General features: G+C 64.8%; 21 protein-coding genes. 4 read left to right on the top strand and 17 right to left on the bottom strand.

The annotated features are described in order from the left end of the window. Nucleotides 1-53 precede the first annotated feature (53 nt). The 6 genes from ACQR1I_RS33060 to ACQR1I_RS33035 all read right to left on the bottom strand — a co-directional run bounded on the left by ACQR1I_RS33060 (nt 54) and on the right by ACQR1I_RS33035 (nt 6,319). The gene (locus ACQR1I_RS33060; RefSeq protein WP_434870675.1) at nt 54-1,067 is read right to left on the bottom strand and encodes a Na+-dependent transporter; all 1,014 of its coding nucleotides are present in this window, start codon (nt 1,065-1,067) and stop codon (nt 54-56) included. Nucleotides 1,068-1,190: 123 nt separating this feature from the next. Continuing rightward, complete coding sequence (locus ACQR1I_RS33055) at nt 1,191-2,255, bottom strand: ketopantoate reductase family protein (protein WP_434870676.1); 1,065 nt, start codon at nt 2,253-2,255, stop codon at nt 1,191-1,193. Nucleotides 2,256-2,501: 246 nt separating this feature from the next. Next, nucleotides 2,502-3,107 (bottom strand): YitT family protein, encoded by a 606-nt coding sequence (locus tag ACQR1I_RS33050; protein WP_434870717.1) that lies wholly within the window; start codon nt 3,105-3,107, stop codon nt 2,502-2,504. A gap of 33 nt (nt 3,108-3,140) precedes the next feature. Beyond that, a complete protein-coding gene (locus ACQR1I_RS33045; RefSeq protein WP_434870677.1) occupies nt 3,141-4,307 on the bottom strand; it encodes an amino acid aminotransferase in 1,167 nt (388 codons plus the stop codon). Between the two features lie 244 nt (nt 4,308-4,551). After that, nucleotides 4,552-5,499 carry an alpha/beta hydrolase gene (locus ACQR1I_RS33040; protein ID WP_434870678.1) on the bottom strand — a complete coding sequence of 316 codons (948 nt, stop codon included), beginning with the start codon at nt 5,497-5,499 and terminating at the stop codon, nt 4,552-4,554. A 46-nt stretch (nt 5,500-5,545) separates the two neighbouring features. Further along, on the bottom strand, nt 5,546-6,319 hold the full coding sequence (locus ACQR1I_RS33035; protein ID WP_434870679.1) for an SDR family NAD(P)-dependent oxidoreductase: 774 nt from the start codon (nt 6,317-6,319) through the stop codon (nt 5,546-5,548). A 243-nt stretch (nt 6,320-6,562) separates the two neighbouring features. Between ACQR1I_RS33035 and ACQR1I_RS33030 the strand changes: the two genes are divergently transcribed. Further along, nucleotides 6,563-7,540 (top strand): DUF2155 domain-containing protein, encoded by a 978-nt coding sequence (locus ACQR1I_RS33030; RefSeq protein ID WP_434870680.1) that lies wholly within the window; start codon nt 6,563-6,565, stop codon nt 7,538-7,540. Between the two features lie 7 nt (nt 7,541-7,547). On the opposite strand, the gene aat is transcribed toward ACQR1I_RS33030, so the two are convergent. From aat to tcuA, 10 genes are all read right to left on the bottom strand, one after another. After that, nucleotides 7,548-8,228, bottom strand: coding sequence for a leucyl/phenylalanyl-tRNA--protein transferase (gene aat / locus ACQR1I_RS33025; RefSeq protein WP_434870681.1), 681 nt, complete (start codon nt 8,226-8,228; stop codon nt 7,548-7,550). Nucleotides 8,229-8,294: 66 nt separating this feature from the next. Then, on the bottom strand, nt 8,295-9,383 hold the full coding sequence (locus tag ACQR1I_RS33020; RefSeq protein WP_434870682.1) for a sensor histidine kinase: 1,089 nt from the start codon (nt 9,381-9,383) through the stop codon (nt 8,295-8,297). Next, nucleotides 9,380-9,817 (bottom strand): response regulator, encoded by a 438-nt coding sequence (locus tag ACQR1I_RS33015; RefSeq protein ID WP_434870683.1) that lies wholly within the window; start codon nt 9,815-9,817, stop codon nt 9,380-9,382. The genes ACQR1I_RS33020 and ACQR1I_RS33015 overlap by 4 nt, the downstream gene beginning before the upstream one ends. Then, nucleotides 9,814-11,334 (bottom strand): sensor histidine kinase, encoded by a 1,521-nt coding sequence (locus ACQR1I_RS33010; RefSeq protein ID WP_434870684.1) that lies wholly within the window; start codon nt 11,332-11,334, stop codon nt 9,814-9,816. Before ACQR1I_RS33010 ends, ACQR1I_RS33015 begins: the two co-directional genes overlap by 4 nt. Before the next feature lie 115 nt (nt 11,335-11,449). Then, entirely contained in the window at nt 11,450-12,799 is a 1,350-nt protein-coding gene (gene accC / locus ACQR1I_RS33005) for an acetyl-CoA carboxylase biotin carboxylase subunit (protein ID WP_434870685.1), read from the bottom strand. 84 nt (nt 12,800-12,883) lie between these two features. Then, nucleotides 12,884-13,369, bottom strand: a complete 486-nt coding sequence (accB, locus tag ACQR1I_RS33000) for an acetyl-CoA carboxylase biotin carboxyl carrier protein (RefSeq protein WP_434870686.1) — start codon at nt 13,367-13,369, stop codon at nt 12,884-12,886. A 43-nt stretch (nt 13,370-13,412) separates the two neighbouring features. Further along, a complete protein-coding gene (locus ACQR1I_RS32995; protein ID WP_434870687.1) occupies nt 13,413-13,907 on the bottom strand; it encodes a type II 3-dehydroquinate dehydratase in 495 nt (164 codons plus the stop codon). A 242-nt stretch (nt 13,908-14,149) separates the two neighbouring features. Further along, the gene (locus ACQR1I_RS32990; RefSeq protein WP_434870688.1) at nt 14,150-14,905 is read right to left on the bottom strand and encodes a DUF1236 domain-containing protein; all 756 of its coding nucleotides are present in this window, start codon (nt 14,903-14,905) and stop codon (nt 14,150-14,152) included. A gap of 178 nt (nt 14,906-15,083) precedes the next feature. Next, nucleotides 15,084-16,187 (bottom strand): tricarballylate utilization 4Fe-4S protein TcuB, encoded by a 1,104-nt coding sequence (tcuB, locus tag ACQR1I_RS32985; protein WP_434870689.1) that lies wholly within the window; start codon nt 16,185-16,187, stop codon nt 15,084-15,086. Then, on the bottom strand, nt 16,174-17,589 hold the full coding sequence (gene tcuA, locus ACQR1I_RS32980) for an FAD-dependent tricarballylate dehydrogenase TcuA (RefSeq protein WP_434870690.1): 1,416 nt from the start codon (nt 17,587-17,589) through the stop codon (nt 16,174-16,176). Before tcuA ends, tcuB begins: the two co-directional genes overlap by 14 nt. 135 nt (nt 17,590-17,724) lie before the next feature. Between tcuA and ACQR1I_RS32975 the strand changes: the two genes are divergently transcribed. The 3 genes from ACQR1I_RS32975 (at nt 17,725) to ACQR1I_RS32965 (ending at nt 20,622) form a co-directional block, all read left to right on the top strand. Continuing rightward, nucleotides 17,725-18,393 (top strand): GntR family transcriptional regulator, encoded by a 669-nt coding sequence (locus ACQR1I_RS32975; protein WP_434870691.1) that lies wholly within the window; start codon nt 17,725-17,727, stop codon nt 18,391-18,393. Nucleotides 18,394-20,021: 1,628 nt separating this feature from the next. Continuing rightward, complete coding sequence (locus ACQR1I_RS32970; protein ID WP_434870718.1) at nt 20,022-20,396, top strand: imm11 family protein; 375 nt, start codon at nt 20,022-20,024, stop codon at nt 20,394-20,396. Further along, nucleotides 20,377-20,622: a hypothetical protein gene (locus ACQR1I_RS32965; RefSeq protein ID WP_434870692.1), complete on the top strand. Its 246-nt coding sequence runs from the start codon at nt 20,377-20,379 to the stop codon at nt 20,620-20,622. The genes ACQR1I_RS32970 and ACQR1I_RS32965 overlap by 20 nt, the downstream gene beginning before the upstream one ends. Nucleotides 20,623-20,919: 297 nt before the next feature. Here ACQR1I_RS32965 and ACQR1I_RS32960 read toward each other — a convergent pair whose 3' ends face one another. Then, nucleotides 20,920-21,930, bottom strand: coding sequence for an FkbM family methyltransferase (locus ACQR1I_RS32960; RefSeq protein WP_434870693.1), 1,011 nt, complete (start codon nt 21,928-21,930; stop codon nt 20,920-20,922). Nucleotides 21,931-22,031: the final 101 nt, after the last annotated feature.

Genomic DNA, 22,031 nt, shown 5'->3' with positions numbered 1-22,031 from the left:
GCAATCCGTCCCAGACGCGAAGCGCTGCCAAGGTGTCGCGATGCTGCGCTGCCTCATTCCGATGCAGGGCTGATCAAGTCGTAACCGGCTTCACCGGGTCGACCGGCCTTGCCGCGCAGCCGCTCGGCCAACGGTCGCAACAGCTGGGGTGCCAGATGAATCGGAAACTGGCTCATTGCGAAATACAGCCAGGTCATCGCCGGGATCGCGCCTTCGGTCGCCGCCAGCATCAGTCCCATGTTGCGCAGCGACACCATCATGCCGAGCGCCATGGCGCGCTCGTGGCCGGCGCGGCGGAATAGCAGCATCGTGATGCCGAGAAGCGCGAAGAACATGGCGAAGGCCAGCACTGCCAGCGCCGCCATGCGGAGCGGGCTCGCGACGAGATCGGCGAGGAAATGGGCCATGATGGCGGAGGCGAACACGAACAGGATGAGGATGTTGAAGCCGTCGATCGGCGCACGGTGGCGGCGGATCGTCTCCATGCCCCACACGATCCGGATCACGGTGGCGACGGCCAGTGCGCCGGCAAGGATTCCGGCGAGCTTCAGCCCGAGCGCGGCGGGCGAGAGCGACAGCGTCTGGCCGAGAAAAACATAGGCGAACAGCGGCGCCGTCAGCGGCACCAGCGCCGTCGAGGTCACCAGCGTGATCAGCACCAAGGTGGCGTCGAGCCCCATCAGCGCGGCGAGCGCCGGTGAAGCCATCATCGGCGACGCCGTCGCTTGCAGCATCAGCGCCAGATAGAGATCCTGCGCCGCGTCATCGACGCCGGTGATCCGCGTGATCGTGCCGACCAGCGCCGGCACCGCGATCGTCGTCCATGCGGTCGCGGCCAGCACCAGCAGCGGGCGGCGCAGATGCGCGCGCAGCATCGCGACGTCGACGCGCATGAAGGAGATGCAGAGCAGCAGGAAGATCGCCTCGGTGACGTAGGGGCGCGCCAGCTCGCCGAGCGGCGGGACCGCGATCGCGGCCAGCAAGACGCCAACGATGGCGCGCGTGCCCTGATTGCCGAGCCAGCTCAGGGCCTGCAGCGGACGAGCGAAGGGCCCGGAGAATGACATCGGCTTCCGAAGAATGTGAATCAAAGAACGCGCGAACCATGCGTTGGCCGCGCGTTCCTGCAAAGTCACATCTCGTTACCGAGAATGTCGGCGCCGGACGGAACCGGGAGCCGACGCGCGCGCTCACTGCGCCGTGGAGCCGCCCACCACGATCTTCTCGTTGAGCTTGAAATCGACGGTCTGCACCGTCTGGTCGATCTCGGCGCTGGGCATGCCGATCCGCTGCGAGATCAGCTTCACCAGCAGGTCGACGCGCTCGATGAACGGCGCACCGGCGGCGACCGCGCGTGCCGCCGACGACGGCTTGAGCAGGCTCTCGGCCGCCTTGGCATATTTCTCGAACGGCACCTGGTCGGTCGGATCGGCACCGAGCTTGCGCGCGATCGCATCGACATGCTCGTAGATCGCCTTCGAGCGCGCGAGATCGCCGTGCACGGCATCGCGGATCGCCTGCGGCTCGCCGCGCGTGATGCAGCGATAATTGCCGGTCAGCAGCATCGACCATTTCGCCAGCGGCACGAACAGCGAGTCGAACACCTTCAGCTTGACCGGCACGTCCTGGCCGTCGAGCCTGACCGCGTCGATGTCGCGCTCCAGCTCACGCAGCAGCGCGTTGTGCTTGTCGTCCTCGAACGCGGCGGCCTTGAAGTTCGTCGGCAGACCGACATGCAGCACGTTCGCGCCTTCCTCCGGCGGACGGAAAGCCTGCGGATCCGGCGAGCACAAGGTCACGAGCCCGGGCGTGAATCGCTCCCAGACCATGGCGTTGGTATAGGCCTCCTCGAGATCGCTGTCGGCCAGCGCCGGGATGCGCTTCAGATAGGGCAGCGGCGGCATGTTCATGATCGACAGGCACGGCAGCTTGGCCTCGGCGATCTTGACCATCAGCACGCGGATGGTGTGATTGGTGTATTGCGGCTCCTGCATCGCCAGACCGACGAGGTCGTAACGCGACAGGTCGACGGCATCGGGCGTCGCGGCGTCGAGCTTGCCGGGCAGGTCGCGCGAGAAGATCGAGCGATGGTTCGGCTCATCGCGCAGCTTGATGCGGACCTCGGTGCCCTCGCGATTGATCAGCTCGGCGGTCTTCTTGCGGCAGACCAGCGTCACGTTGTGGCCGGCCATCAGGAGCTTGGTGCCCAGGAGGGAGCCGTAGGAGGCCCCCAGAATCAGGATATTGCGTGCCATGCCTTGGTCTCCCCAGGATTGGTTCGGATTGTGCTTTTGCGTTTCTTATGGGTTTGCGTTTCTTATTGGCGATCCAGCCGCACCGAGGAGACCGTCAAACGCCCCTGAAGGGCGGACGGGGGCGGTAGCCCCTTGCCTCGATTGCTGGCATACCAGAGCCTTCATCACATGGAATGGGCGATCTGGCAAGGTTTCTCGCGGCAATGCGGCATCGGGAGCAGGGGGGCCTGTGGTGGAAACCGTCCCTCAGCTCAGCGCCATGTAGCGCCCGGGCTTGTGGTTGATCGCAATGATGACGTTGACGATCACGATCCCGAGGACCGAGAGCGCCAGCCGGTCGACCGGGATCACGAAGAACGCCGCCAGCATGATCAGGCCGTCGATCGCAAGCTGGAAATAGCCGGCGCGGATCTTCCAATGCTCCTGCAGATACAGCGCGAGAATGTTGATGCCGCCGAGGCCGGTGCGGTGGCGGAACAGCATCAGCAATCCGGTTCCGGTCAAGCCGGCGCCGATCACCGTGGCGTAGAGCGGGTCGATATGGCTGATGTCGATCCATGACGTGGTCAGCCGCGAGAACACCGCGACGAGGCCGACCGCGACGAAGGTGCGAATGGTGAAGGGCCAGCCCATGCGCTGGATCGCGAGCGCATAGAACGGCAGATTGATGAGGAAAAAGCTCAAGCCGAAGCCGTAGCCGCTGACATAACTCAGCAGCAGCGACAGGCCGGCGGTGCTGCCGACCAGCAGCACCGTCTTGCTGTAGATCAGCATGCCGAGCGACACGAACAGCGTGCCGAGCGTCAACGCCATCGCGTCCTCGTAGAGCTTGTGCCGCTCCTGCAACACCATCTCGGTCACGGCGAAGGTCCTCGTCGCGACGGCTCAGATCGCCTTGAACAGGCCGGCGACGCGGGCGACGTCGGCGAGCTTCAGGCCGGCGACATTGATGCGCCCGGAGGTCGGCATGTACACGCCATGCTTCTCGCGCAAGGTCATGACCTCGGCGGGCGTGAGCGGCAGTAGCGAGAACATGCCTTCCTGCTTGCCGATTGCGATCGAGTTCGACCAGCGGTCGCCCAGCGCCTCGGCAAACGAGCGGCGCAAGCTGGCCAGGCGCTCGCGCATGGATTCCAGCTCACGGCGCCAATCCTCGTACAGGTCCGGCGTGCCGAGAATGGTTTTCACGATCGCTGCGCCGTGGTCCGGCGGCATCGAATAACTGGTACGGGCGATCGCGACCAGGTTCGAGCGTGCCGTCTCGGCCGCTGCCTGCGACGCTGCGACGGCGTAGAGCGCGCCGGTGCGCTCGCGATAGAGGCCGAATGATTTCGAGCAGGACACCGCGACCAGCGCCTCTGGGACAGCTGCGATCAGCCCGCGCAGGCCGGCGACGTCGCCGTCGAACCCGGCCCCAAAGCCCTGATAGGCGGAATCGATCAGCGGCACGAGCCCGCGCGCGGACATCACGGTGGTGATGCGCGTCCAATCATCGGCCGTCAAAGGAGCGCCGGTCGGGTTGTGACAGGAGGCGTGCAGCAGCACGGCATCACCGGGCTGGGCGCGCTGCAATGCCTCCAGCATGCTGTCGAGCTGCAGGGTCTGCGAGGCGACCTCGAAGTACGGATAGGTCTCGATCTGAAGCCCGGCCGCGGCGAATATGCCGGCGTGGTTGGGCCAGCTCGGCAGGCCCAGCCAGATCGTGCCCGTACCGGCCTGACGGATCAGATCGGCCGCGAGACGCAGCGCGCCCGACCCGCCGGGGGTCTGCACGCCAGCGGCATGCACCGGGGACGCCTCGCCGCCGACCATGGTCCACAGCAGGTCCAGGAAGGCCTGATCGCCTTCGGGCGCCACATAGGCCTTGCTGTCCTGGCTTTCCCAGATCGAGCGCTCCGCCGCCTTCACCGCGCGGAAGATCGGCGAGTGGCCGGCCTCGTCGCGATAGACGCCGACGCCGAGATCGACCTTGTCGGCTCTCGGATCGGCTTTGAAGATGCCGATCAAGGCGAGGAGGGGATCAGCGGGCTGGAGGCTCAAGCGTTCGAACATCGGAAGAATTCCTGGTGGCTGGCGACACGCGGGGCTCGATTGGCGGTCCGCGCGGGCGGTCGGACACTATCTTGGTTGCAGCGCGAAAACAGCGGAAATTTCCGCGGGACCGCAAACGCGATGACGCGCCCCGGGGATGATCGATCCCGCGAGTGAGCTCGGTTTGCCCGATGTGCGCCTTCCCTGCGCGCTTGGCAGCCAGCTGATAGCGGATGCCTTACGCGCGCGGGAAAGTCTGCGCCGGTCAGTTCAGCTGCTTCAGCCATCCGCCGATGTCGCGCGCGGCGACATTGGCCTGGTCGAGCAGTTTGCCCATGGTGAAGAAGCCGTGGAACTGGCCGGGGTGGGTGCGATACGTCACCGGCACGCCGGCGTCGCGCAGGCGGCGCGCGTAGTCGTCGCCTTCGTCGCGCAGCGGGTCGGCGCCGGCCGTGAGCACATAGGCGGGCGGCAGGCCGGCGAGCGTCTCCGCCTTGGCCGGGGAGGCGCGCCAGTCGTGGATGTCGGCTGTGCTGTTGAGATAGTGATCGCGAAACCAGCGGATCACCGAATGCGTCAGCAGCACGCTGGTCTCGGGCTCGCTGTGTGACGGATGACCCATCGTGAAGTCGGTCGCCGGATAGATCAGGACCTGTCCAGCGAGCTTCGGACCGTTGCCGTCACGCACCGACAATGCGACCACGGCGGCGAGGTTGCCGCCCGCGGAGTCTCCGCCGACGCTGAGACGTGCGGCGTCGATGCCGAGCGCGGCGGCGTTGCCGGCGACCCAGCGCGTCGCCGCCACGGCGTCGTCGACCGCCGCTGGAAACTTGTGCTCGGGGGCGAGGCGGTAGTCGACCGAGATCACGATCAGTTCGCCCTCATGCGCGAGGGCGCGACAGGCGGCATCATGCGAATCCAGATTGCCGATCACCCAGCCGCCGCCGTGAAAGAACACCAGCGCCGGCGCGCCCGCGCCGTTCTGCCGCACCGTCTTTGGTTGATACAGCCGAGCGGGGATCGCTCCATGCGGAGCAGGGATGGCGAGCTCCTTGACCTCGGCAAGCTCCGGCGGCTCGGGATTGCTCACGACGCGCGCGGCGAGATAGTAGTCCCGCGCCTCCTGCGGCGTCAGTGTCTCATAGGCCGGACGGCCGGCTTCCTGAAACGCCTTGTAGACGGCAGCGGCATCGGCATCGAGTTGGACGGGCATTGACGATTGACCTGTGAGTTGAACGGTGGGTTAATCTGATAGAGTGTCAGGCGGCGGTGCGGCCGCCGTCGACGGTGTAGGCGGCGCCGGAGACGTAGCTTGCGTCGTCGGAGGCGAGGAAGGCGACGATCGATGCGACCTCCGAGCCCTGGCCGAGTCGGCGTGCCGGCACGCGGTCGACCACCTTCTCGACCGGAACGGGGACGCCGTTGCGGCCTTCGATGATCGCGCTCAGCATCCGGCTGTCGATCAGGCCGGGACAGATGCAGTTCACGCGCACATTTGTGCCGGTGCATTCCCAGGACGCGCTCTTGGTGAGGCCGATCACCGCATGCTTGCTGGCGCTGTAGACGGCGATCTGCGGCGAGCCGATCAGTCCGGCGATCGAGGCGGTGTTGATGATCGAGCCGCGGTTCTGCTTCAGCATCACCGGCAGCACGTGCTTCAGGCCGAGGAACACGCCGACCACGTTGACGTCGAGCACGCGGCGGAACGCCTCGAGCGGATAGTCGGTGATCGACTTGATCTCGCCTTCGACGCCGGCATTGTTGAAGAACACGTCGATGGTTCCGAAGCGGTCGCAGGCTCGGCGCACATAAGCGGCCACCTGCGCCTCGTCGGTGACATCGGCGGTGATCGCGAGGGCCTCGGCGCCGGCGGGCAGATCGGCGATCGCCGCGTTGAGATCCTGCTCGCGCCGGTCGACCGCGACGATGCGGGCGCCGCGTGCGGCCAGCAATCGGAGGGTGGCGGCGCCAATCACGCCGGCCGCGCCGGTGACCACGGCCACCCTGCCGTCGAGACGGATCGAATCAGCCATGTGTTTCCTTCCCTGACCGGGCCGTTGCGGCCGCGGCCTTGTTGCGCGTTGGTTCCACGCTATCTTCTGGTGATGCGACTATCTCATTTGATGACCCCGATGACCACCTCGCGGCGCGCCGGTCACACGCCCTTCCCCCGCCGTATTCGGCATGTTAACGGGAGGGCTGATCGAGAGCGGCGGATGGGTCATGACGCGATTTGATTGTCCCGAACCCCGATTCGCCTGATAAAGCCGCGCGAGATGCACCGAACAATCGTCCTGACCGGTATCGCGGCATTGCTGGCCGCCACATCCCTCGCGCTGAGCGTGCCTGCGCGCGCGCAGATCGGTACCATTTTCTCCGACCCCGTTCCCCGGCCTCCGGGCAACATTCCGCGGCGCGGCGAACCGATTCCGCCGCAGCCGGACGAAGAGGAAGAGGTTCCTGAGCTGCCTCAGGGTCGCGTGCTGCCGGCGCCCAACCGCATGCCCCCGCCGGGGCAGGGCGCCGCCCTTCCGGGACCAGTTCAATCGCAGCCGCTTGCACCGCCTCCGGGCACGACGGTGGTGCCGCAGAACAATGCCCCCGTGGCCGTCGCGCCGCCCGGCCAGCCCGGCGCAGCTCCGGCCGGCCGCGGCCAGCCGCCCCGCGGCGCGCCGCAGAATGCCGCTGTTCCCCCCAATGGCCCGGTGCCGCAGACGCCTGCCACCCTGCAGCCGGGCGACGAGGTCGTGACCGAGCCGCCGGCGCAGAAGATCGTGAACAAGAAGGCGAGCTTCTCCGGCCTCGACAAGATCACCGGCCGCATCATCAATTTCGACGAGGACATCGGCGAGACCGTGCAGTTCGGCGCGCTCCGGGTGAAGACCGACGCCTGCTACACCAGGCCGGCGACCGAGGCCGCCAACACCGACGCCTTCGTGCAGGTCGACGAGATCACCCTGCAAGGCGAGGTGAAGCGGATCTTCTCGGGCTGGATGTTCGCGGCAAGCCCCGGCCTGCACGGCGTCGAGCATCCGATCTACGACATCTGGCTGGTCGACTGCAAAGAGCCGCAGACCACGGTCGTCAGCGCCGCACCCGAGCAGAAGCCGGCGGCACAGCCGGCGCAGAAGCGCCCGCCGCAGCAGAAGCAGGCCGCTCCGCGGCCCCCCGCGCCGCCGCAGCAGTATCAGACCCAGCAGGTCGCGCCGCCGCCTCCGCCACCGGGTGGCCTTTTCGGCGGGGTGGTCAGGTAAGCTCGGCTCAGCCGCGCTCGGCGATGATGGCGAGCGCCTGCGCCCCTGGTATGGGACGGTCGACCGGAAGCCTCGCGAAATTCCCCGCTGGGCCGGTCAGCGCCCTTTCGAGCAGGCCGGTATAGCGGCGCCGCGGAATCTCGACGGCACCGAAGGTCTTCAGATGCTCGGTGACGTATTGGGTGTCGAGCAGCTCGAAGCCGCCGACGATCAGCCGCGCCACCAGATGCACCAGCGCCACCTTGGAGGCGTCGCGGGCGCGGTGAAACATGCTCTCGCCGAAGAAGGCCCGCCCGAGGCTGACGCCATAGAGGCCGCCGACGAGCTCGCCGTCCTGCCAGCACTCGACGCTGTGACAATGGCCCATCGCGTAGAGACCGCTATAGAGCTCGCGGATGCGCCGGTTGATCCAGGTGTCTTCGCGCCCCGGCTGCGGCTCGGCGCAACCGTCCATCACCGCCTTGAAGGCCTGGTTCACGGTTACGGTGAAGGCGTCCGAGCGCACAGTGCGGGCCAGACGCGAGGCGATGCGAAACCCGCTCAGCGGAATGACGCCGCGCAGCTCCGGCTCGACCCAGAACAACGACGGGTCGTCGGCGCTTTCGGCCATCGGGAAGATGCCGCAGGCATAGGCACGCAGCAGGACCTCGGGCGTGATCTCGGACGCTGCGGAGTTGCGCGAATTCATGGACGAAGCTTAGCAGGATGCGGCAGGCGAGGCGATGGGCTGTCGGGCGGGCAGGGCACGTGCGGCTCAGCCGACCGCGGCGGCCGCCCGCTTGGGAGCCTCCTTGGCAAGACGGAAGCGGACCACGATCCTGGTGCCGTCATGGCCTGGGTCCGGAGCGACCGTGGCGTCGAGCTTGGTCGCCATGGCGCTGACGATGCGCTGGCCCATGCCGGTCGAGCGCGGGTCGCTGGTGGCGTTGAGGCCGACGCCGTTGTCGGTGATCGACAGCACGACATCGTCGGCCTCGAGCTTGAGCTCGACGTGGATCGGGCCGGGGCCGTCGGGATAGGCGTATTTGACGGCGTTCATGACCAGCTCGTTGACGACGATGCCGATCGCGACCGCGCGATCCGGATCGATCTCGACCGGTTCGGCCTTCAAGGTCAGCCGGGACATCCGGTTGCCCTCGGCTGAACGGCGGAGATCGTCGAGCAGCGAGTCCAGATACTGGTTCAGCAGGACGCTCTTGAGATCCTGCGAGGTGTAGAGCCGGCGATGCACCTGGGCGACCGCCGCGACCCGCCCCATGGCGTTGGTCAGCGCCGCCTTGACGTCGTCCTGGGTGCTCGAATTGGCCTGCAGATGCAGCAGCGAGGCGATGATCTGCAGCGAGTTGCCGACGCGGTGGTTGACCTCCCGCAGCAGCACCTCGCGCTCGGCGGCGAGCGCCGCGAAGCGGTCGCGCGACGCCCGCACTTCGGCCTCCGCTTCGTCGCGCGCCTTCTGCAGCCGCGCCTGGCGTAGCGCGCCTTCGGCCGCGACCTGCAGCAGCGGGATGAACTCGCCCTGCACGTCCTTGACCAGGTAGTCGGCTGCGCCGGCCTTCAGCGCCGTCACCGCGATCTTGGAATCCTGCGAGGCGGTGACGAACACCACCGGCGGCGCCTCCGGCAGCGCCATGATCCGCTCCAAGGTCTCCAGCCCGTCGAGGCCCGGCATGTACTGGTCGAGCGCGACCACGTCGATGCCGCCCTGCTTGATGCGTTCGAGACCCTCGCTGCCGCCGGGTGCATGCTCGACGATGAAGCCGAGCCGCTTCAGCCCGCGCTCCACCAGCCGCGCCAGCCCTGCGTCGTCGTCGATGTAGAGCAGCGTGGGTGCGGCGGAGCTCATGCGGCGGGCGGAACCTGAATGACGGAGAAGAACAGGCCGAGCTGGCGGATGGCGTTGGCGAAACTGTCGTAGTTGACCGGCTTGGTGATGTAGACGTTACAACCGAGCTCGTAGCAGCGCTTGATCTCCTGGGAGTCGTCGGTCGTGGTCAGAATCACCACGGGCGCGCTCTTCAGGAAGCTGTTCTGCTTCACCAGCTTGAGAATGTCGATGCCGGTCATGTCCGGCAGGTTCAGATCGAGCAGGATCAGCAGGGCATGGCCCTTGTGCTCGAGGCCGCTGCCGTCGGGCCCCAGCAGATACTTCACGGCATCTGTACCGTTGGTGAACGGCTTGATCTCGTTGTTGACGCCGGAACGCCGGATGTTCCGCTCGATCAGGCGGGCGTGGCCTTCGTCGTCCTCGATCATGATGATCGTCACGGGCATGGTCATCGGTCTGAGTTCCGGTTTGAGACGTTCCAGTTGATCGGGAGCGTGATGGTGAACGTGCTGCCCTGGTCGAGCTCCGACGCGACCGACATGGTTCCCCCGAGCCGCCGCACCAGCGCGCGCACGTGTGCCAACCCGATCCCCTGGCCGGGACGGTCCTGGGTCCCGGCGCGGCGGAACAGGTCAAAGATACGCTGGTGATCCCGGGGATCAATCCCCCGCCCGTTATCCGTGACCTCGAAGATCGCGAAACCCAGCTTGGTGCGGGCGCGGATGGCGATGTCGCCGGGAACACCCGGCTTGAGATATTTGATCGCGTTGTCGATCAGGTTGGAGAAGATCTGCTCGAGGGCCAGGCGGTCGCTAACGATGGCCGGCAGCGGCTCGACGCGGATGGTCGCCTGGGCCTCGTCGGCCTGATGGGCGAGGGTGGAAACGATCGCCTCGATCAGCTCGCGCGTGTCGATCCGCACGGGAACGAACTCGCGCCGCCCCTCGCGGGTCAGATTGAGGATCGCCGAGATCAGCCGGTCCATCTTGGCGATCGAGGATTTGATGAAGCCGAGCGCTTCGGAGAAATCCTCGGACAGCTGCTTGTCGGCGCCTTCGAGCTCGGGCTCGCTGCCTTCGGCCGGTGGCGGCGAGGCCGACGCTGCGCGCGCCAGCGCGGCGATGCGCCGGAAGATGTCGTTGCGCAGCTCGTCGAGCTCGCTGGTGAAGCCCATGATGTTGACGAGCGGCGAGCGCAGGTCGTGGCTCACGATGTAGGCGAAGCGCTGGATCTCCTCATTGGCCTCGCGCAGATCGGCCGTGCGTTCGTCCACTGTCGCTTCGAGGTTGAGGTTGCTGTCGCGTAGCTGGGCTTCGGCTTCGTCGCGGGCGCGGGTGGAGCGGCGCACCAGCAGCACGGAGATGACGGCGAGCACGATCACCAGCGCCGAGCCCGCAATCGTGACGATCGCCGCCAGCTGTTGGCTCGCATCGGCGTTCGCCGTGCGCTGCGCGAGCAGTCGCTCCTCTTCGCTCCGCATCACCTCGGCGGTCTGGCGCATCCTGTTGCTGCTGTCGGTCGAGCCGGCGTCGCGCACCAGCGCCACGGCGCCGGCAAGATCGCCTGCGGCGACGAGCGCCTTCTCGCGCTCGAACTGCGACAGTCGGGTTTCGATGACGCTGCGCAGCCGGCCGAGATTTTCGACCTGGATCTTGTTGTCGGCCACGAGCGCGTCGAGCTTGTCGAACACGGGCCCGATCGCGGCGACGGCGGCCTCGTGATCGGCGAGGAACTCTTGTCCCTGGGTCAGCACATAGGCGCGGGCGGCGCTCTCGGCACGCCGCACCTCGAGCAGCAGCGCGTTGATCTGGTTCTCGGCCTCGACCGTGTGCACCACCCAGGCGCTGTCGCTGCGGGCCTTGTTGACCAGCAGCACCGACGCCGTGCTGACGACGACCAGCACCACGAACCCCGCCGACAACAGCAGGATCTGTCCCAGCGTGCGCCGTCGTCTCACCTCAGGCGCCACTGCTCGCTCGTACGTGTATGGAAATTCCCAGCCCCCTGGCGGAACCGATCCGACCCAGCAAAACGCCGTTGCGGACGATTGGTTCCCGCTTGGATGGGATTTTCGCGAGGCGGCCTCAGTCCGTCTTCTGGCCGGCCAGGTACTGCTCGAGCCAGTGGATGTGGTAGTCGCCGTCGATGATGGCGGGCTCGCGAACCAGGGCTCGGAACAGCGGCAGCGTGGTCTCGATGCCGTCGACGACCATCTCATCCAGCGCGCGGCGCAGCCGCATCAGGCACTCGACCCGGCTCTTGCCGTGCACGATCAGCTTGCCGACCAGCGAGTCGTAGTAGGGCGGAATGACGTAGCCCTGGTACACGGCCGAGTCGATGCGGACGCCGAGGCCGCCGGGCGGATGGTACTGCAGGATCTTGCCGGGCGAGGGACGGAAGCTGACCGGGTTCTCGGCGTTGACGCGGCACTCGATCGAGTGGCCGTTGATGACAACGGCATCCTGGGTCATCGGCAGATCGCCGCCGGCGGCGATGCGTATCTGCTCGAGCACGAGGTCGATGCCGGTGATCATCTCGGTGACGGGATGCTCGACCTGGATGCGGGTGTTCATTTCGATGAAATAGAACTCGCCGTCCTCGTAGAGGAATTCGATGGTGCCGACGCCGATATATTTCAGCTCCTGCATCGCCTTGGCGACGGTGTTGCCGATCTTGGCGCGTGCCGCCGCATCGAGCACCGGAGAGGGGCCTTCCTCCCAGACCTTCTGGTGGCGCCGCTGCAGCGAGCAGTCGCGCTCGCCGAGATGGATGGCGCCGCCGCGGCCGTCGCCGAGCACCTGGATCTCGATGTGCCGCGGCTTCTGCAGGTACTTCTCGAGGTAGACGGAAGCGTCGCCGAATGCCGACTTGGCCTCGTTGGCCGCGGTGGTCAGCGCGAGCTGCAGGTCGGCCTCGGTATGCGCGACCTTCATGCCGCGGCCACCGCCGCCGGCGGCGGCCTTGACCAGCACCGGGAAGCCGATCTCCCTGGCGATCGCCAATGCGTCCTGGTCGGGCGTCACGGCGCCGTCGGAGCCCGGCACGACGGGAATGCCGAGCCGCTTGGCGGTCTTCTTGGCCTCGATCTTGTCGCCCATCAGGCGGATGTGCTCGGCCTTCGGGCCGATGAAGTGCAGATTGTGGTCGGACAGAATTTCGGCGAAGCGGGCATTCTCCGAGAGGAAGCCATAGCCCGGGTGGACGGCGTCGGCGCCAGTGATTTCGCAGGCGGCGAGCAGAGCGGGGATGTTGAGGTAACTGTCCTTCGACGGCGGCGGACCGATGCAGACGCTTTCGTCGGCGAGGCGCACATGCATGGCATCGGCGTCGGCGGTCGAATGCACCGCGACGGTAGAGATGCCGAGCTCCTTGCAGGCCCTGAGGATGCGAAGAGCGATTTCGCCGCGATTGGCGATGAGGATTTTGTCGAACATGGCGTCCTACGGAGCGAATGGCGAGTAGTGAGTAGCGAATAGGGAATGGCTAGCTATTCGCTACTCGCCATTCGCAATTCACGCTTATTCAATGATCACCAGCGGCTCGCCGAACTCGACCGGCTGGCCGTCCTCGACCAGGATCTGCGTCACCGTGCCCGCGCGCGGCGACGGAATCTGGTTCATCGTCTTCATGGCCTCGATGATCATCAGCGTCTGGCCGACCGAGACCTTGGTGCCGACATCGATGAACGGCTTGGCGCCGGGCTCCGGCGCCCAATAGGCGGTGCCGACCATCGGCGAGGGGACGACGCCCGGATGCTTGGACAGATCGGCGCCGGCTGCGGCCGCAGTCGCCGCGGCGACCACGGGAACGCCCCCAGCAGCGGCCGGAATGGCCGACGGCATGGCGGCGGCGATGGTCACATTGCGGGCGACGCGGATGCGCAGGCCGGCGCGCTCCAGCTCGATCTCGGTCAGGCTGGTTTCATCCAGCAGCGCCGCGAGCTCACGGATGAGCTGGCTGTCTTCGGACTTTGCCGTGGTCTTGTCTTCGGGCTGGGGCGCCATGATCGTGATCCAGAAACCTTGTGTGACGTGAGGACGTGAGACGTCAGGCTTGCGCCATGATGTCGGTCTGCGGGTCGGTCTTGGCACCAATCTTCGCAGCGAGGCCGGTGATCGCGAGCCGATAGCCTTCGATCCCAAAGCCACGAATGGACGCAAACGCGGCTTTTGCGGTGAAAGAGTGGTGCCGGAAGCGCTCGGGGGCGGAGGTGTTGCCGATATGCACCTCGGCCATGGGGAGGTTCACCCCCATTAGCGCGTCACGCCGCGCGACCGAGGTAGGGGAGTAAGCGCTGGCATTGAGGATGATGCCCGCCGCGCCCTCGGAGCCGGCTTCGCGGATGGCATCCACCAGCACGCCCTCGTGGGTGGATTGCCGGCATTCGGCGATCAGGCCGAAACGGGCCGCCGCCTGAACACACAGGCTCTCGACATCGCCCAGCGTGGCGCAGCCGGCGGTGTCCGGCTCGCTCGTGCCTGGCAGATTGGCGTCGGGTCCGTTGAGGACGTAGATTGTCTTGTGGGTGTCGGCCATTCCCATCCCGGCGGTGTGGCGGCGGTGGGCGGCGTTATAGGTAACAAAGCCGCTCAGGGGAAGCCTTTCGGCGCCGCGTGTGGAGATAGGGATGCTTGCCCGTCACACGAAAAAATGCAGCCAAGTCCCGGAAAAGGCTTGTTAACCACCGGGACAGCAAAGGTGCACGTATTGCGCGAGTCCGCATCAGCACAAAAGGGGCGGGCATTGCTGCCCACCCCTTTTCCCGTCGCCTGCCTGGTCGGGGATCAGGCGTCGAGAACCGCGACGATCTCATGGGTCCGCGGATCGATCACGATGATCTGCTCACGAACCAGGATGTAGTCATATCCGCGCCACTCCGGATAGATCGTGACGACTTCGGCCGGAAGCTGGTGGAAGTGAACCTCGCGCGGCACCCGGGTGCCGACCGAGATGTTGAAGTTGACGTTGGTCACCGGTTCGACGCGCTGGCTGCGGATCACGCTGGTGATCTTGGTGCGCTGTTCGGTCGAGAGCTTGCCGCCGGCGCCGGCCTGACCAGTGGTCGTCTGCGAGCGATCACCGCCGGTCTTCGTCTCGGCGTTGGTGCTGGTACCGCTCTTGCTGTCGCGGTTCTCGGCCGCGCTGCTGCCGCTCTTGCTGTCGCGGCCCTCGGCCTTCATGTTCTTGGCGCCGCCCTTGCTGTCTTCGGAGCTCGCGCCCTTGGTGGCCGGGCCCTTCATGCCGTCTTCGGCGTGCTGGCCTTTGGTCGCACCGGATTTCTCCGACTGGCTGGAGCGCATCTCGGACGAGCCGCCCGCCGTCGGAGAAGCGCTGTCGCGATGCATCGCGCCGCCACCGGTCGCGTTCATGCCGCCGCTCGAAGCTCCGCCGGCCGCGCCAGCTCCGCTCGAACCGCCCTGCATGGCTGCGCCACCGCTCGACTGTCCGCCCGCACCACCACCCGCGCCTTGCGCATGAGCAAAGCCTGCGCCCGCCAGCAGCGCGATCGCAGCAACTGATACCATCAAGCGATTGGTCATCCTCTATCCTCCTCGGTCTTTGGCACTGCCCGCGCCGACAACTGCAGGAGGTTGGACTCGTTCCCGTGCGCCGCCGATGGTTCCGAAAAAATCTCCAACATCGCGACGATATGAACGAATACTCAGGGTGATGAACACAGCATGAGCAGGACGCGGACTAAGCGCGTCACAGCATCGTCTAAGCCGTCGTCTTGTGGCGCTCCCGGGCATAGCGGACCAGCGCCAGGAAGCGATACAGCCCGTGGACGAACTTGCCGTAGGGCATGGTGATGAAAAGCGCGAACACCGCACCGAGATGCACCGCGAGGATGATGCCCATGGCGCTCGTCTCGCGCAGAAGCAACAGGCCCAGGCCTGTTGCACCCGTCAGGACGAGCATCGCGAGGAAGGCCACATCCATGCCGCGACTGCCCGCGTCCACCATGGCCGGCTCGCGCCGGCGCTTCGCCGCGTAGAGTCCGAGCGGGCCGATCACGATGCCGATGCCGCCGAGCGTGCCGAGCACCACCGGCAGATCCCACAGCGGGTAGGGCGCCTCGCGATGCAGGAGGTAGTGATAGAGCGTTGCGACGCTGGTCGACGCGAAGCACAGCATGAAGCCGTAGAACGTGAGGTGATGATAGAAGCGTCTCGTATCTGTGGGCTTCTCATCCTCGTTGTAGCAGCCGACGCCGCCGCCATCGAGATAGCGCAGGCTGCCGGCGTCGCGGACCGCCTGCAGAAAGGGACGAGGCTGGCTGAGCGTCGCATACGGCTCGCCAATGTCGGTCCAGAAGGCGCGCGACCCCATGATGAAAGCGACCATCGCCCACAGGAACGCTGCGCCGAACACCAGCGCCATCGTGTTGTGCGGCATCAGGGCATAGAATGATCCTGGACCGTGCCGGTTGTCGAACAGCGCCTTGGGATCGTCGAACGCGACGAAGCCGAGGATGAAAAGCGCGATGCTCACGACCGCGGTGAGCGCAATGGCGAGGCCGTTGCGCTTGAACATCGGCGCGAGCGCGCGCGGCCAGGCGTAGTCGGCATAGCTCTCGTGCCGCACCCGGGCGAGGACGGCGGGAACGCGAACGTCGAATTCGTGCGGCGGCGAGAACTGGCAGTCGACGTAGCAGGCGCCGCAGGAATGGCAGAGATTGGCGAAATAGTTGAGGTCGCCGCTCGAGAAGGCGCGGCGCATCTCCATTGCCGGAAACACGGCACAGAGGCCCTCGCAATAGCGGCAGGAATTGCAGATCGTCATCAGGCGATCCGCTTCGGTCAACGACTCACTGCGCTGCATGTCGTGCTGCTCCCCGGCCTGCGATGCGTCCGAACACGCTGCCGATGGTCATGCCGATGCCGGCGGCATAGCCGCGTCCGAGCACGTTGCCGGCCATGATCTCGCCGGCGGCATACATGTTGTCGGCCGCTCCTCCGGTTTTCATCATCATCCTGGCGTCATGGTCGACGCGAACGCCGAGATAGGTGAAGGTAATGCCGGGCCGCACGGGGTAGGCGTAGTAGGGACCTGTGTCGATGCGCCGCGCCCAATGTGTCTTCGGCGGCGTCAGGTTTTCCGTGCGGCAATCGTCGAGAATGTCGGGATTGAAGCTGCCGTCGCGCACGGCGGCATTGAACTCCGCGACCGTGACGGACAGCTTCTCCGGATAAAGGTCGAGCTTGCCGGCGAGCTCGGCGATGCTGTCGGCTTCGATTGCCGGGTAGAGCGACGGCATGAACAGATTGGCCGACTTGGCGTCGAAGATGATGTAGGCGATTTGATCGGGCTGGGTGGCCACGAGCCGGCCCCAGATCGCGTAGCGCTTCGGCCAGACATCCTCGCCCTCGTCGTAGAAGCGCTTTGCATTCTTGTTGACGACGATGCCGAACACGACACAGTCGAGACGTGTGATGATGCCGCCGTCATATTTCGGCGCGCGCGCATCGATCGCTACCGCATGGCACTGCGTCGGATCGCCGATGCTGTCGACGCCGGCGCCGAGCAGCATGTCGAGCACGGTGCCGCGATTGTTGGGCGTGCCGCGGATCAGGAAGTTGCGCGCGATCTCGCCCCAGCCTTCGACCAGCTTGTCGATGTTGGATTCGAAGCCGCCGGCGGCGGCGACCAGCGCCTGGCCGCGGATGCGGATTCTGCCGCCGCCTTGCTGGACGATCGCCGCGCGAAAACGGTTATCGTCGATGTCGAGCGCGACCACCTCAGCCTCATAGCGCACGTCGACGCCGAGACGCTCGGCGGTCAGATAGAGCGCGTTGAGCATGGCGCGGCCGCCGCCGAGGAAGAACGAGTTGGTACGCCCCAGGCTCAGCGTGCCGCCGAGCGACGGCTGGAAGCGCACGCCCTGTTCGACGATCCAGTCCAGCATCTCCTTGGACTCGCGGATCATCATGCGCGCCAGTTGTTCGTTGGTCTGGCCTTCGGTGACCCGCAGCAGATCGTCCCAGAATTCGTCCTCGGTATAGGGTCCGCTCAAGGTTGCGGTTGCCGCGTCATGGGCGCAGCGCATGTTGCGAGTGTGGCGGGTGTTGCCGCCGCGATAGAACTTCGAGGCGGCCTCGAGCACGACGACCGAGGCGCCCGCGCGGCGTGCCGCTATGGCGGCGCACAGGGCGGCGTTGCCGCCGCCGACGACCACCACGTCATAGCCTTTGGGATGGTCGGCGATGTCGCCGTCGGTCGTCATGACGTGGTTCTCTCCGGGCAAGGAAGATCGGGCATCGCGCGCCCCGGCGAGGTCGCGATTGAATTCGTATACTATTGTATACAAAAATATGCAATAACTCTTTCCGCGGTTTCCCCGCTGTGAGACAGTGGATTCATGACCTCCGAAGCGCCCACCCTCACGATCGACCGCGACAACGTCTCCCTGGGCGAGGCGGTGTTCCGCGCGCTGTGCCAGGGGCTGGAGAGCGGCGTCTATCGCTCCGGAGACCGGCTGCGCGAGGACGAGGTCGCCCAGCGGTTGAACGTCAGCCGCACGCCGGTCCGCGAGGCGTTCGGCAGGCTGATGGCCAAGGGCTGGGTGCAGCCGGCCGGAGGACGCGGCCTCATCGTGCGCAGCCTGGATCCGAGCGAGGTTCTCGAGCTTTACGCGATGCGGGAAATCCTCGAGGGCGCGGCGGCGCGACTGGCCGCGCAACACGCCGCGCCAGCCGAGATCGCGGCGCTGCACGACATTCACGCGCGCTTCATGGCCGCAGTCGGGGACGCAGCCGAGCTTGCCCGGCTGAACCGGCTGATGCACGGCGCGATCCAGCGCGCCGCGCGCAACCGCTATCTCGATTCCGCATTGGCCGACATGCACGTTGCGATATCGCTGCTGGGCACCACGACCTTTGCCGCCGAGGGGCGCCCGGCCACCGCTGCTGCCGAGCATGCCGAACTGATCGAGGCGATTGCGGCGCGCGACCCGCACGGCGCGGAGGCGATCGCGCGCAAGCACATTCGCGAGGCGTTGCGGACGCGGCTCAGCATGAGTTCGAGATAGCTCCGGGGCAGGAGCGGCGAGCCCCTGGTTGTTCTCGATGCTGAACATGCGCGCCTGAAACATTGGGTTCGGCTCGTTCTTCGCTTCGGGACGCACCAGCGCCGCCTCGCGGCGCAGTCGCGTCCGAGCTTTGCCTTCTGAGTATGCCCTCTTCTCGAAGAGGGCACGGGGAATGCCGGGAGCTGGCCGCCCCCATGGCCCGCCTGCAGAAAAAAATGCAGGCGGCAGGTACCACAGGTTCAGCCGAGACATCCCGGCATTCCCCGCGCGATGGGTGGAACGGCTGCTTCGCGTTCTCCCCGGTGCTCCGGGCTTTCTGGCCACCGTCGGTCGCAGGACTCGTCCAGCCCTTCGACCTTGACACCAGCGTCGGGGTGTCAGGACCACGCGACTTGACCGTGCGCATCGATGCCGTTCGTCCGCGCAGACAAGCCACGCTGCAGCACCAACACGCCCACCGCATCCCGCCTCTACGTCCGTGACGACCGCGAAGCGCCCCTCAGATCGAGACGGGACGGCGACAAACAATCATGAATTCTGAGAAGACGAAATGAAAATGTTTTTAGCGACGGGACTGGACAGGGGTCATCGGCTTGAACGCGCTGATGAAATCAGTATCCGGGCGCACGCCGTTTGATGTCCGAACAAGGCGGCCGAAGCCATCCGTTCGGACGAGGCGTGCCCGACGGGCGACTCGGCACTCCGCCAGCTCCAGCAAATCAACGGCACGTTGAGCAGGCCCTGCGAGGTCACAAGCCTATTTGCAGAAGGTTGATTTCGATCGGCAGGGAATTGAATATGTCGCCCAGCAGAGACTAGGTGGTCGAAAGAATGGGCTGGGCGTAGTTCGCTGCGGGAGAACGCAGGTTTCGTTGGTTTCGCCGTCAACCCGATTATCTGTCTCAGCAGCGACTCAAGATGGCTCAGTCTCTGACTGACTATCCAATCTACGATCCCCCGCATCGGCAGGGGCCAAACTTTGTGCGCGAACCCGACAGCCCCGCGTCCAGACAACAGTCTCGCGAATTTGTGGAACGCGGGCGCGAGAATTTCGCATATTCCTTGGATAATCGTGCCGCGCGTTTGGCTGCTCTTCGAAGCTTTCTGGCAAAGTTTTCCGTAGACGCAACGCTCGACGAGTCCGGCTTGACTGCGGTGTCAACGTGGTGCCCGGGAAACTGCGGAACTCTTGCTGCCGACTTGCGATCCATCAGCATACGCCAAGCATATTTTCAGCGCGTGACCCCTCGGACCGATGCGCAGCGGGGCCTGAATGTGATCTTTGATCTTGGCATCTTCTTTGGTGAGTGCCTGATCGCACGTAACAGCAGATTGCACTGGGCTTACCATCCCGGTTCCTCTGACGACGGCTCCGCGAACCATAGCGGCTACTGCATAGAAGGATTCAAGAATCGGCGACAGCACCTGGATCCACCAGGACGGCTGCTGATTGAGTGCGGAACCGACGAGCTCAGCATACGCAGGGGAGAGGTCGGAAAATACGTTCGAACAGATACGCTTGTTGGCGCCGTCCGAGATTACTCCACGCGCTAGGATCAAGCTCAGAGTTTCCGGTCGCCCGTCTCAGCATTAGTCACGGCCAGTAAGGGGTCCTTGTCTTGACCTATGTGTTCAATCCGATCCACGTCAATGGTACGGTCTTTGATCTCGACAAGACTTCGGTCATGGCAATGGGATCGAGGCAATTTATTCCTGAGCCTGTACCAGCGTCCTATTTTCCGAAATGCCTTATCTTTACCGCGGCCTCTTCAAGGCTGCCCGACATGTTTCACATGGCCAGAGGCGTCGTCGTCGTCTCTGAGCGGGCGCGAGCGGTGATGGAGCACTGGGCGCCTGGCCAAGTCGAATTCATTCCGGTCGAGCATCGGGCGAAGCCCAAGGTCTCGGCAAGGTTGATGTTCGATAGTGCCTATTACTTTCATCAACATTCTGGGTCGTGCTCAGCGGTTCCTGTGGCGGGAAATGCCGACGGAAGCTTATGAGTTCAAGACTGAAGATGGCGCGCAGATTATTTGTTTAGTGAACGACTTTCGCGAATGGAAATTGCGCGGACGTGCTCCCGGGGAGCCGCTGATTTGGCGCGACACTGCTTGGCGGGACGGTGCCAAGGAATACCGGGGTTGGACCTCGGTTCTCGTCGAGGACGAGCTTTGGCAAGAGCTTGACACCAAATTTCCAGATCAGTTGCACGCCCTCCGGATCGGCTGAAACCAGGTACGCGGACATGGGACGATTCCAGAATAGTCACGGTATTGCGCAGTCGGTCATTCGAGAATTCGATTCTCTGTTCCGGGTCCTAGGATTTGCCGACGAGCGGCTTCGGAACATCAAATACGCAATTACGGTGACAGTGCACTTAACCATTTCCGCTGGAGCGCGCTGTCGACGGCTATTGAGTGCACTGTCACCGTAACCTACCAGAGCTTTCACGCTGACCGTTCACGCCCAGACGGGCAGAGCCGCACGTTTTAGGCCGACGTATGCGGTCGCGGCACCGCTTACGTTCTACACAACGAGAATGTCGGTAAAATCACCGGTATCGCCGATACGGCGGCGCAGCCCATCAAGCGAATCGCTTGTCAGCGGCAATGGTTTGATGATGCCTTCGAGATCATAGAATTGACTGTAGCCATTCTGTATTAGGGCATCCTTGAGCAGCGGATAACCATTGCTGCGATCAAGGCCGTAAGGCCAAAATTCAAGAACGATGGGTGTGCGTGAGCGTAGGGCACTCTTGGCGCCGCTGAGAATGTGTCCCTCAAAGCCCTGGGTATCGAGCCAGATGACGGTTTCATTTGGATCGATATCTTTGGCAACAGCGTCGAAGGACTCCGACCGCACCGTGATAGTCGATCGCTCTGCCTCTCCGTAAGTGCCAGGGCTATCAGTGGTGCGCACGCGGTGGTCGCCGGAGTTGCTGCCGGAAAGCTCGAATACGACTTGGTCGCCATCTGTGGCGCCGAGCGCAAAGTTCTGCGGCGATATCTTATCAGCGAGCCAATTGATGTGAACGTTGGCCAAGAGCAGCGCGAAGTTGCGCGGTTCCGGCTCGATAGCGATGGCCCGTTGAAACAATCCGCGCTTCACAGCCGGAATGCAGATCGTTCCGATATTGGCACCCACGTCCACCAGCAGCGTCCTTGGTCTGCCTCCAAGAATGCGCAAGACGGTCTGCATCTTATCGAAATCGTAGGGCTCATTGTCCACATAGACACGCCGGCCGATTATATTGTCGGATGCCAAGACAACAAATCTCTCGTTTTTGCCGGCGATGAGAACGGTCCCCGGCGCCGCAGTATCGAACGCCAACCTCCTAAAGAACGACATGCGCGTGATCGGGATGAAATTCATAGCCTTTATCGCTAATAAGCAGAGGGCATAAAGTTTTAATGGATCGCTAGATAGGGCGCCATAGATGGCTCTCTTGACAACAACAAGCCATGGAAACTGCTTTAGATACCGCTTGATATACCGCTTGCGACCTAAAGGTTCTTTCAGCGTTGCGTGGTTGGCCATTGGGCACCGATCAATTTGCATACAAACTGGTTGAATATTGGCGTTGATTCAACCTTCCCGCAAGACGGACGCGAGGTTCGAACGGCTACCGGCATCTTGAG

The organism is Bradyrhizobium sp. HKCCYLS2038, from assembly GCF_051167655.1.
Lineage (GTDB): Bacteria > Pseudomonadota > Alphaproteobacteria > Rhizobiales > Xanthobacteraceae > Bradyrhizobium.
This window is presented reverse-complemented; position numbering and strand designations above follow the sequence as displayed.

Bases quoted from the DNA above. Each gene is read 5' to 3' on its own strand.
- ACQR1I_RS33040 (WP_434870678.1), bottom strand. From the start codon at position 5,499: ATGCCCGTCCAACTCGATGCCGATGCCGCTGCCGTCTACAAGGCGTTT.
- accB (WP_434870686.1), bottom strand. From the start codon at position 13,369: ATGGCGCCCCAGCCCGAAGACAAGACCACGGCAAAGTCCGAAGACAGC.
- ACQR1I_RS32960 (WP_434870693.1), bottom strand. From the start codon at position 21,930: ATGGCCAACCACGCAACGCTGAAAGAACCTTTAGGTCGCAAGCGGTAT.
- ACQR1I_RS33055 (WP_434870676.1), bottom strand. From the start codon at position 2,255: ATGGCACGCAATATCCTGATTCTGGGGGCCTCCTACGGCTCCCTCCTG.
- ACQR1I_RS33015 (WP_434870683.1), bottom strand. From the start codon at position 9,817: ATGACCATGCCCGTGACGATCATCATGATCGAGGACGACGAAGGCCAC.
- ACQR1I_RS33060 (WP_434870675.1), bottom strand. From the start codon at position 1,067: ATGTCATTCTCCGGGCCCTTCGCTCGTCCGCTGCAGGCCCTGAGCTGG.
- accC (WP_434870685.1), bottom strand. From the start codon at position 12,799: ATGTTCGACAAAATCCTCATCGCCAATCGCGGCGAAATCGCTCTTCGC.
- ACQR1I_RS33035 (WP_434870679.1), bottom strand. From the start codon at position 6,319: ATGGCTGATTCGATCCGTCTCGACGGCAGGGTGGCCGTGGTCACCGGC.
- ACQR1I_RS33030 (WP_434870680.1), top strand. From the start codon at position 6,563: ATGCACCGAACAATCGTCCTGACCGGTATCGCGGCATTGCTGGCCGCC.
- tcuB (WP_434870689.1), bottom strand. From the start codon at position 16,187: ATGCAGCGCAGTGAGTCGTTGACCGAAGCGGATCGCCTGATGACGATC.
- ACQR1I_RS33020 (WP_434870682.1), bottom strand. From the start codon at position 9,383: ATGAGCTCCGCCGCACCCACGCTGCTCTACATCGACGACGACGCAGGG.
- aat (WP_434870681.1), bottom strand. From the start codon at position 8,228: ATGAATTCGCGCAACTCCGCAGCGTCCGAGATCACGCCCGAGGTCCTG.
- ACQR1I_RS33050 (WP_434870717.1), bottom strand. From the start codon at position 3,107: ATGGTGTTGCAGGAGCGGCACAAGCTCTACGAGGACGCGATGGCGTTG.
- tcuA (WP_434870690.1), bottom strand. From the start codon at position 17,589: ATGACGACCGACGGCGACATCGCCGACCATCCCAAAGGCTATGACGTG.
- ACQR1I_RS32965 (WP_434870692.1), top strand. From the start codon at position 20,377: ATGCCGACGGAAGCTTATGAGTTCAAGACTGAAGATGGCGCGCAGATT.
- ACQR1I_RS33045 (WP_434870677.1), bottom strand. From the start codon at position 4,307: ATGTTCGAACGCTTGAGCCTCCAGCCCGCTGATCCCCTCCTCGCCTTG.
- ACQR1I_RS32975 (WP_434870691.1), top strand. From the start codon at position 17,725: ATGACCTCCGAAGCGCCCACCCTCACGATCGACCGCGACAACGTCTCC.
- ACQR1I_RS32990 (WP_434870688.1), bottom strand. From the start codon at position 14,905: ATGACCAATCGCTTGATGGTATCAGTTGCTGCGATCGCGCTGCTGGCG.
- ACQR1I_RS32995 (WP_434870687.1), bottom strand. From the start codon at position 13,907: ATGGGAATGGCCGACACCCACAAGACAATCTACGTCCTCAACGGACCC.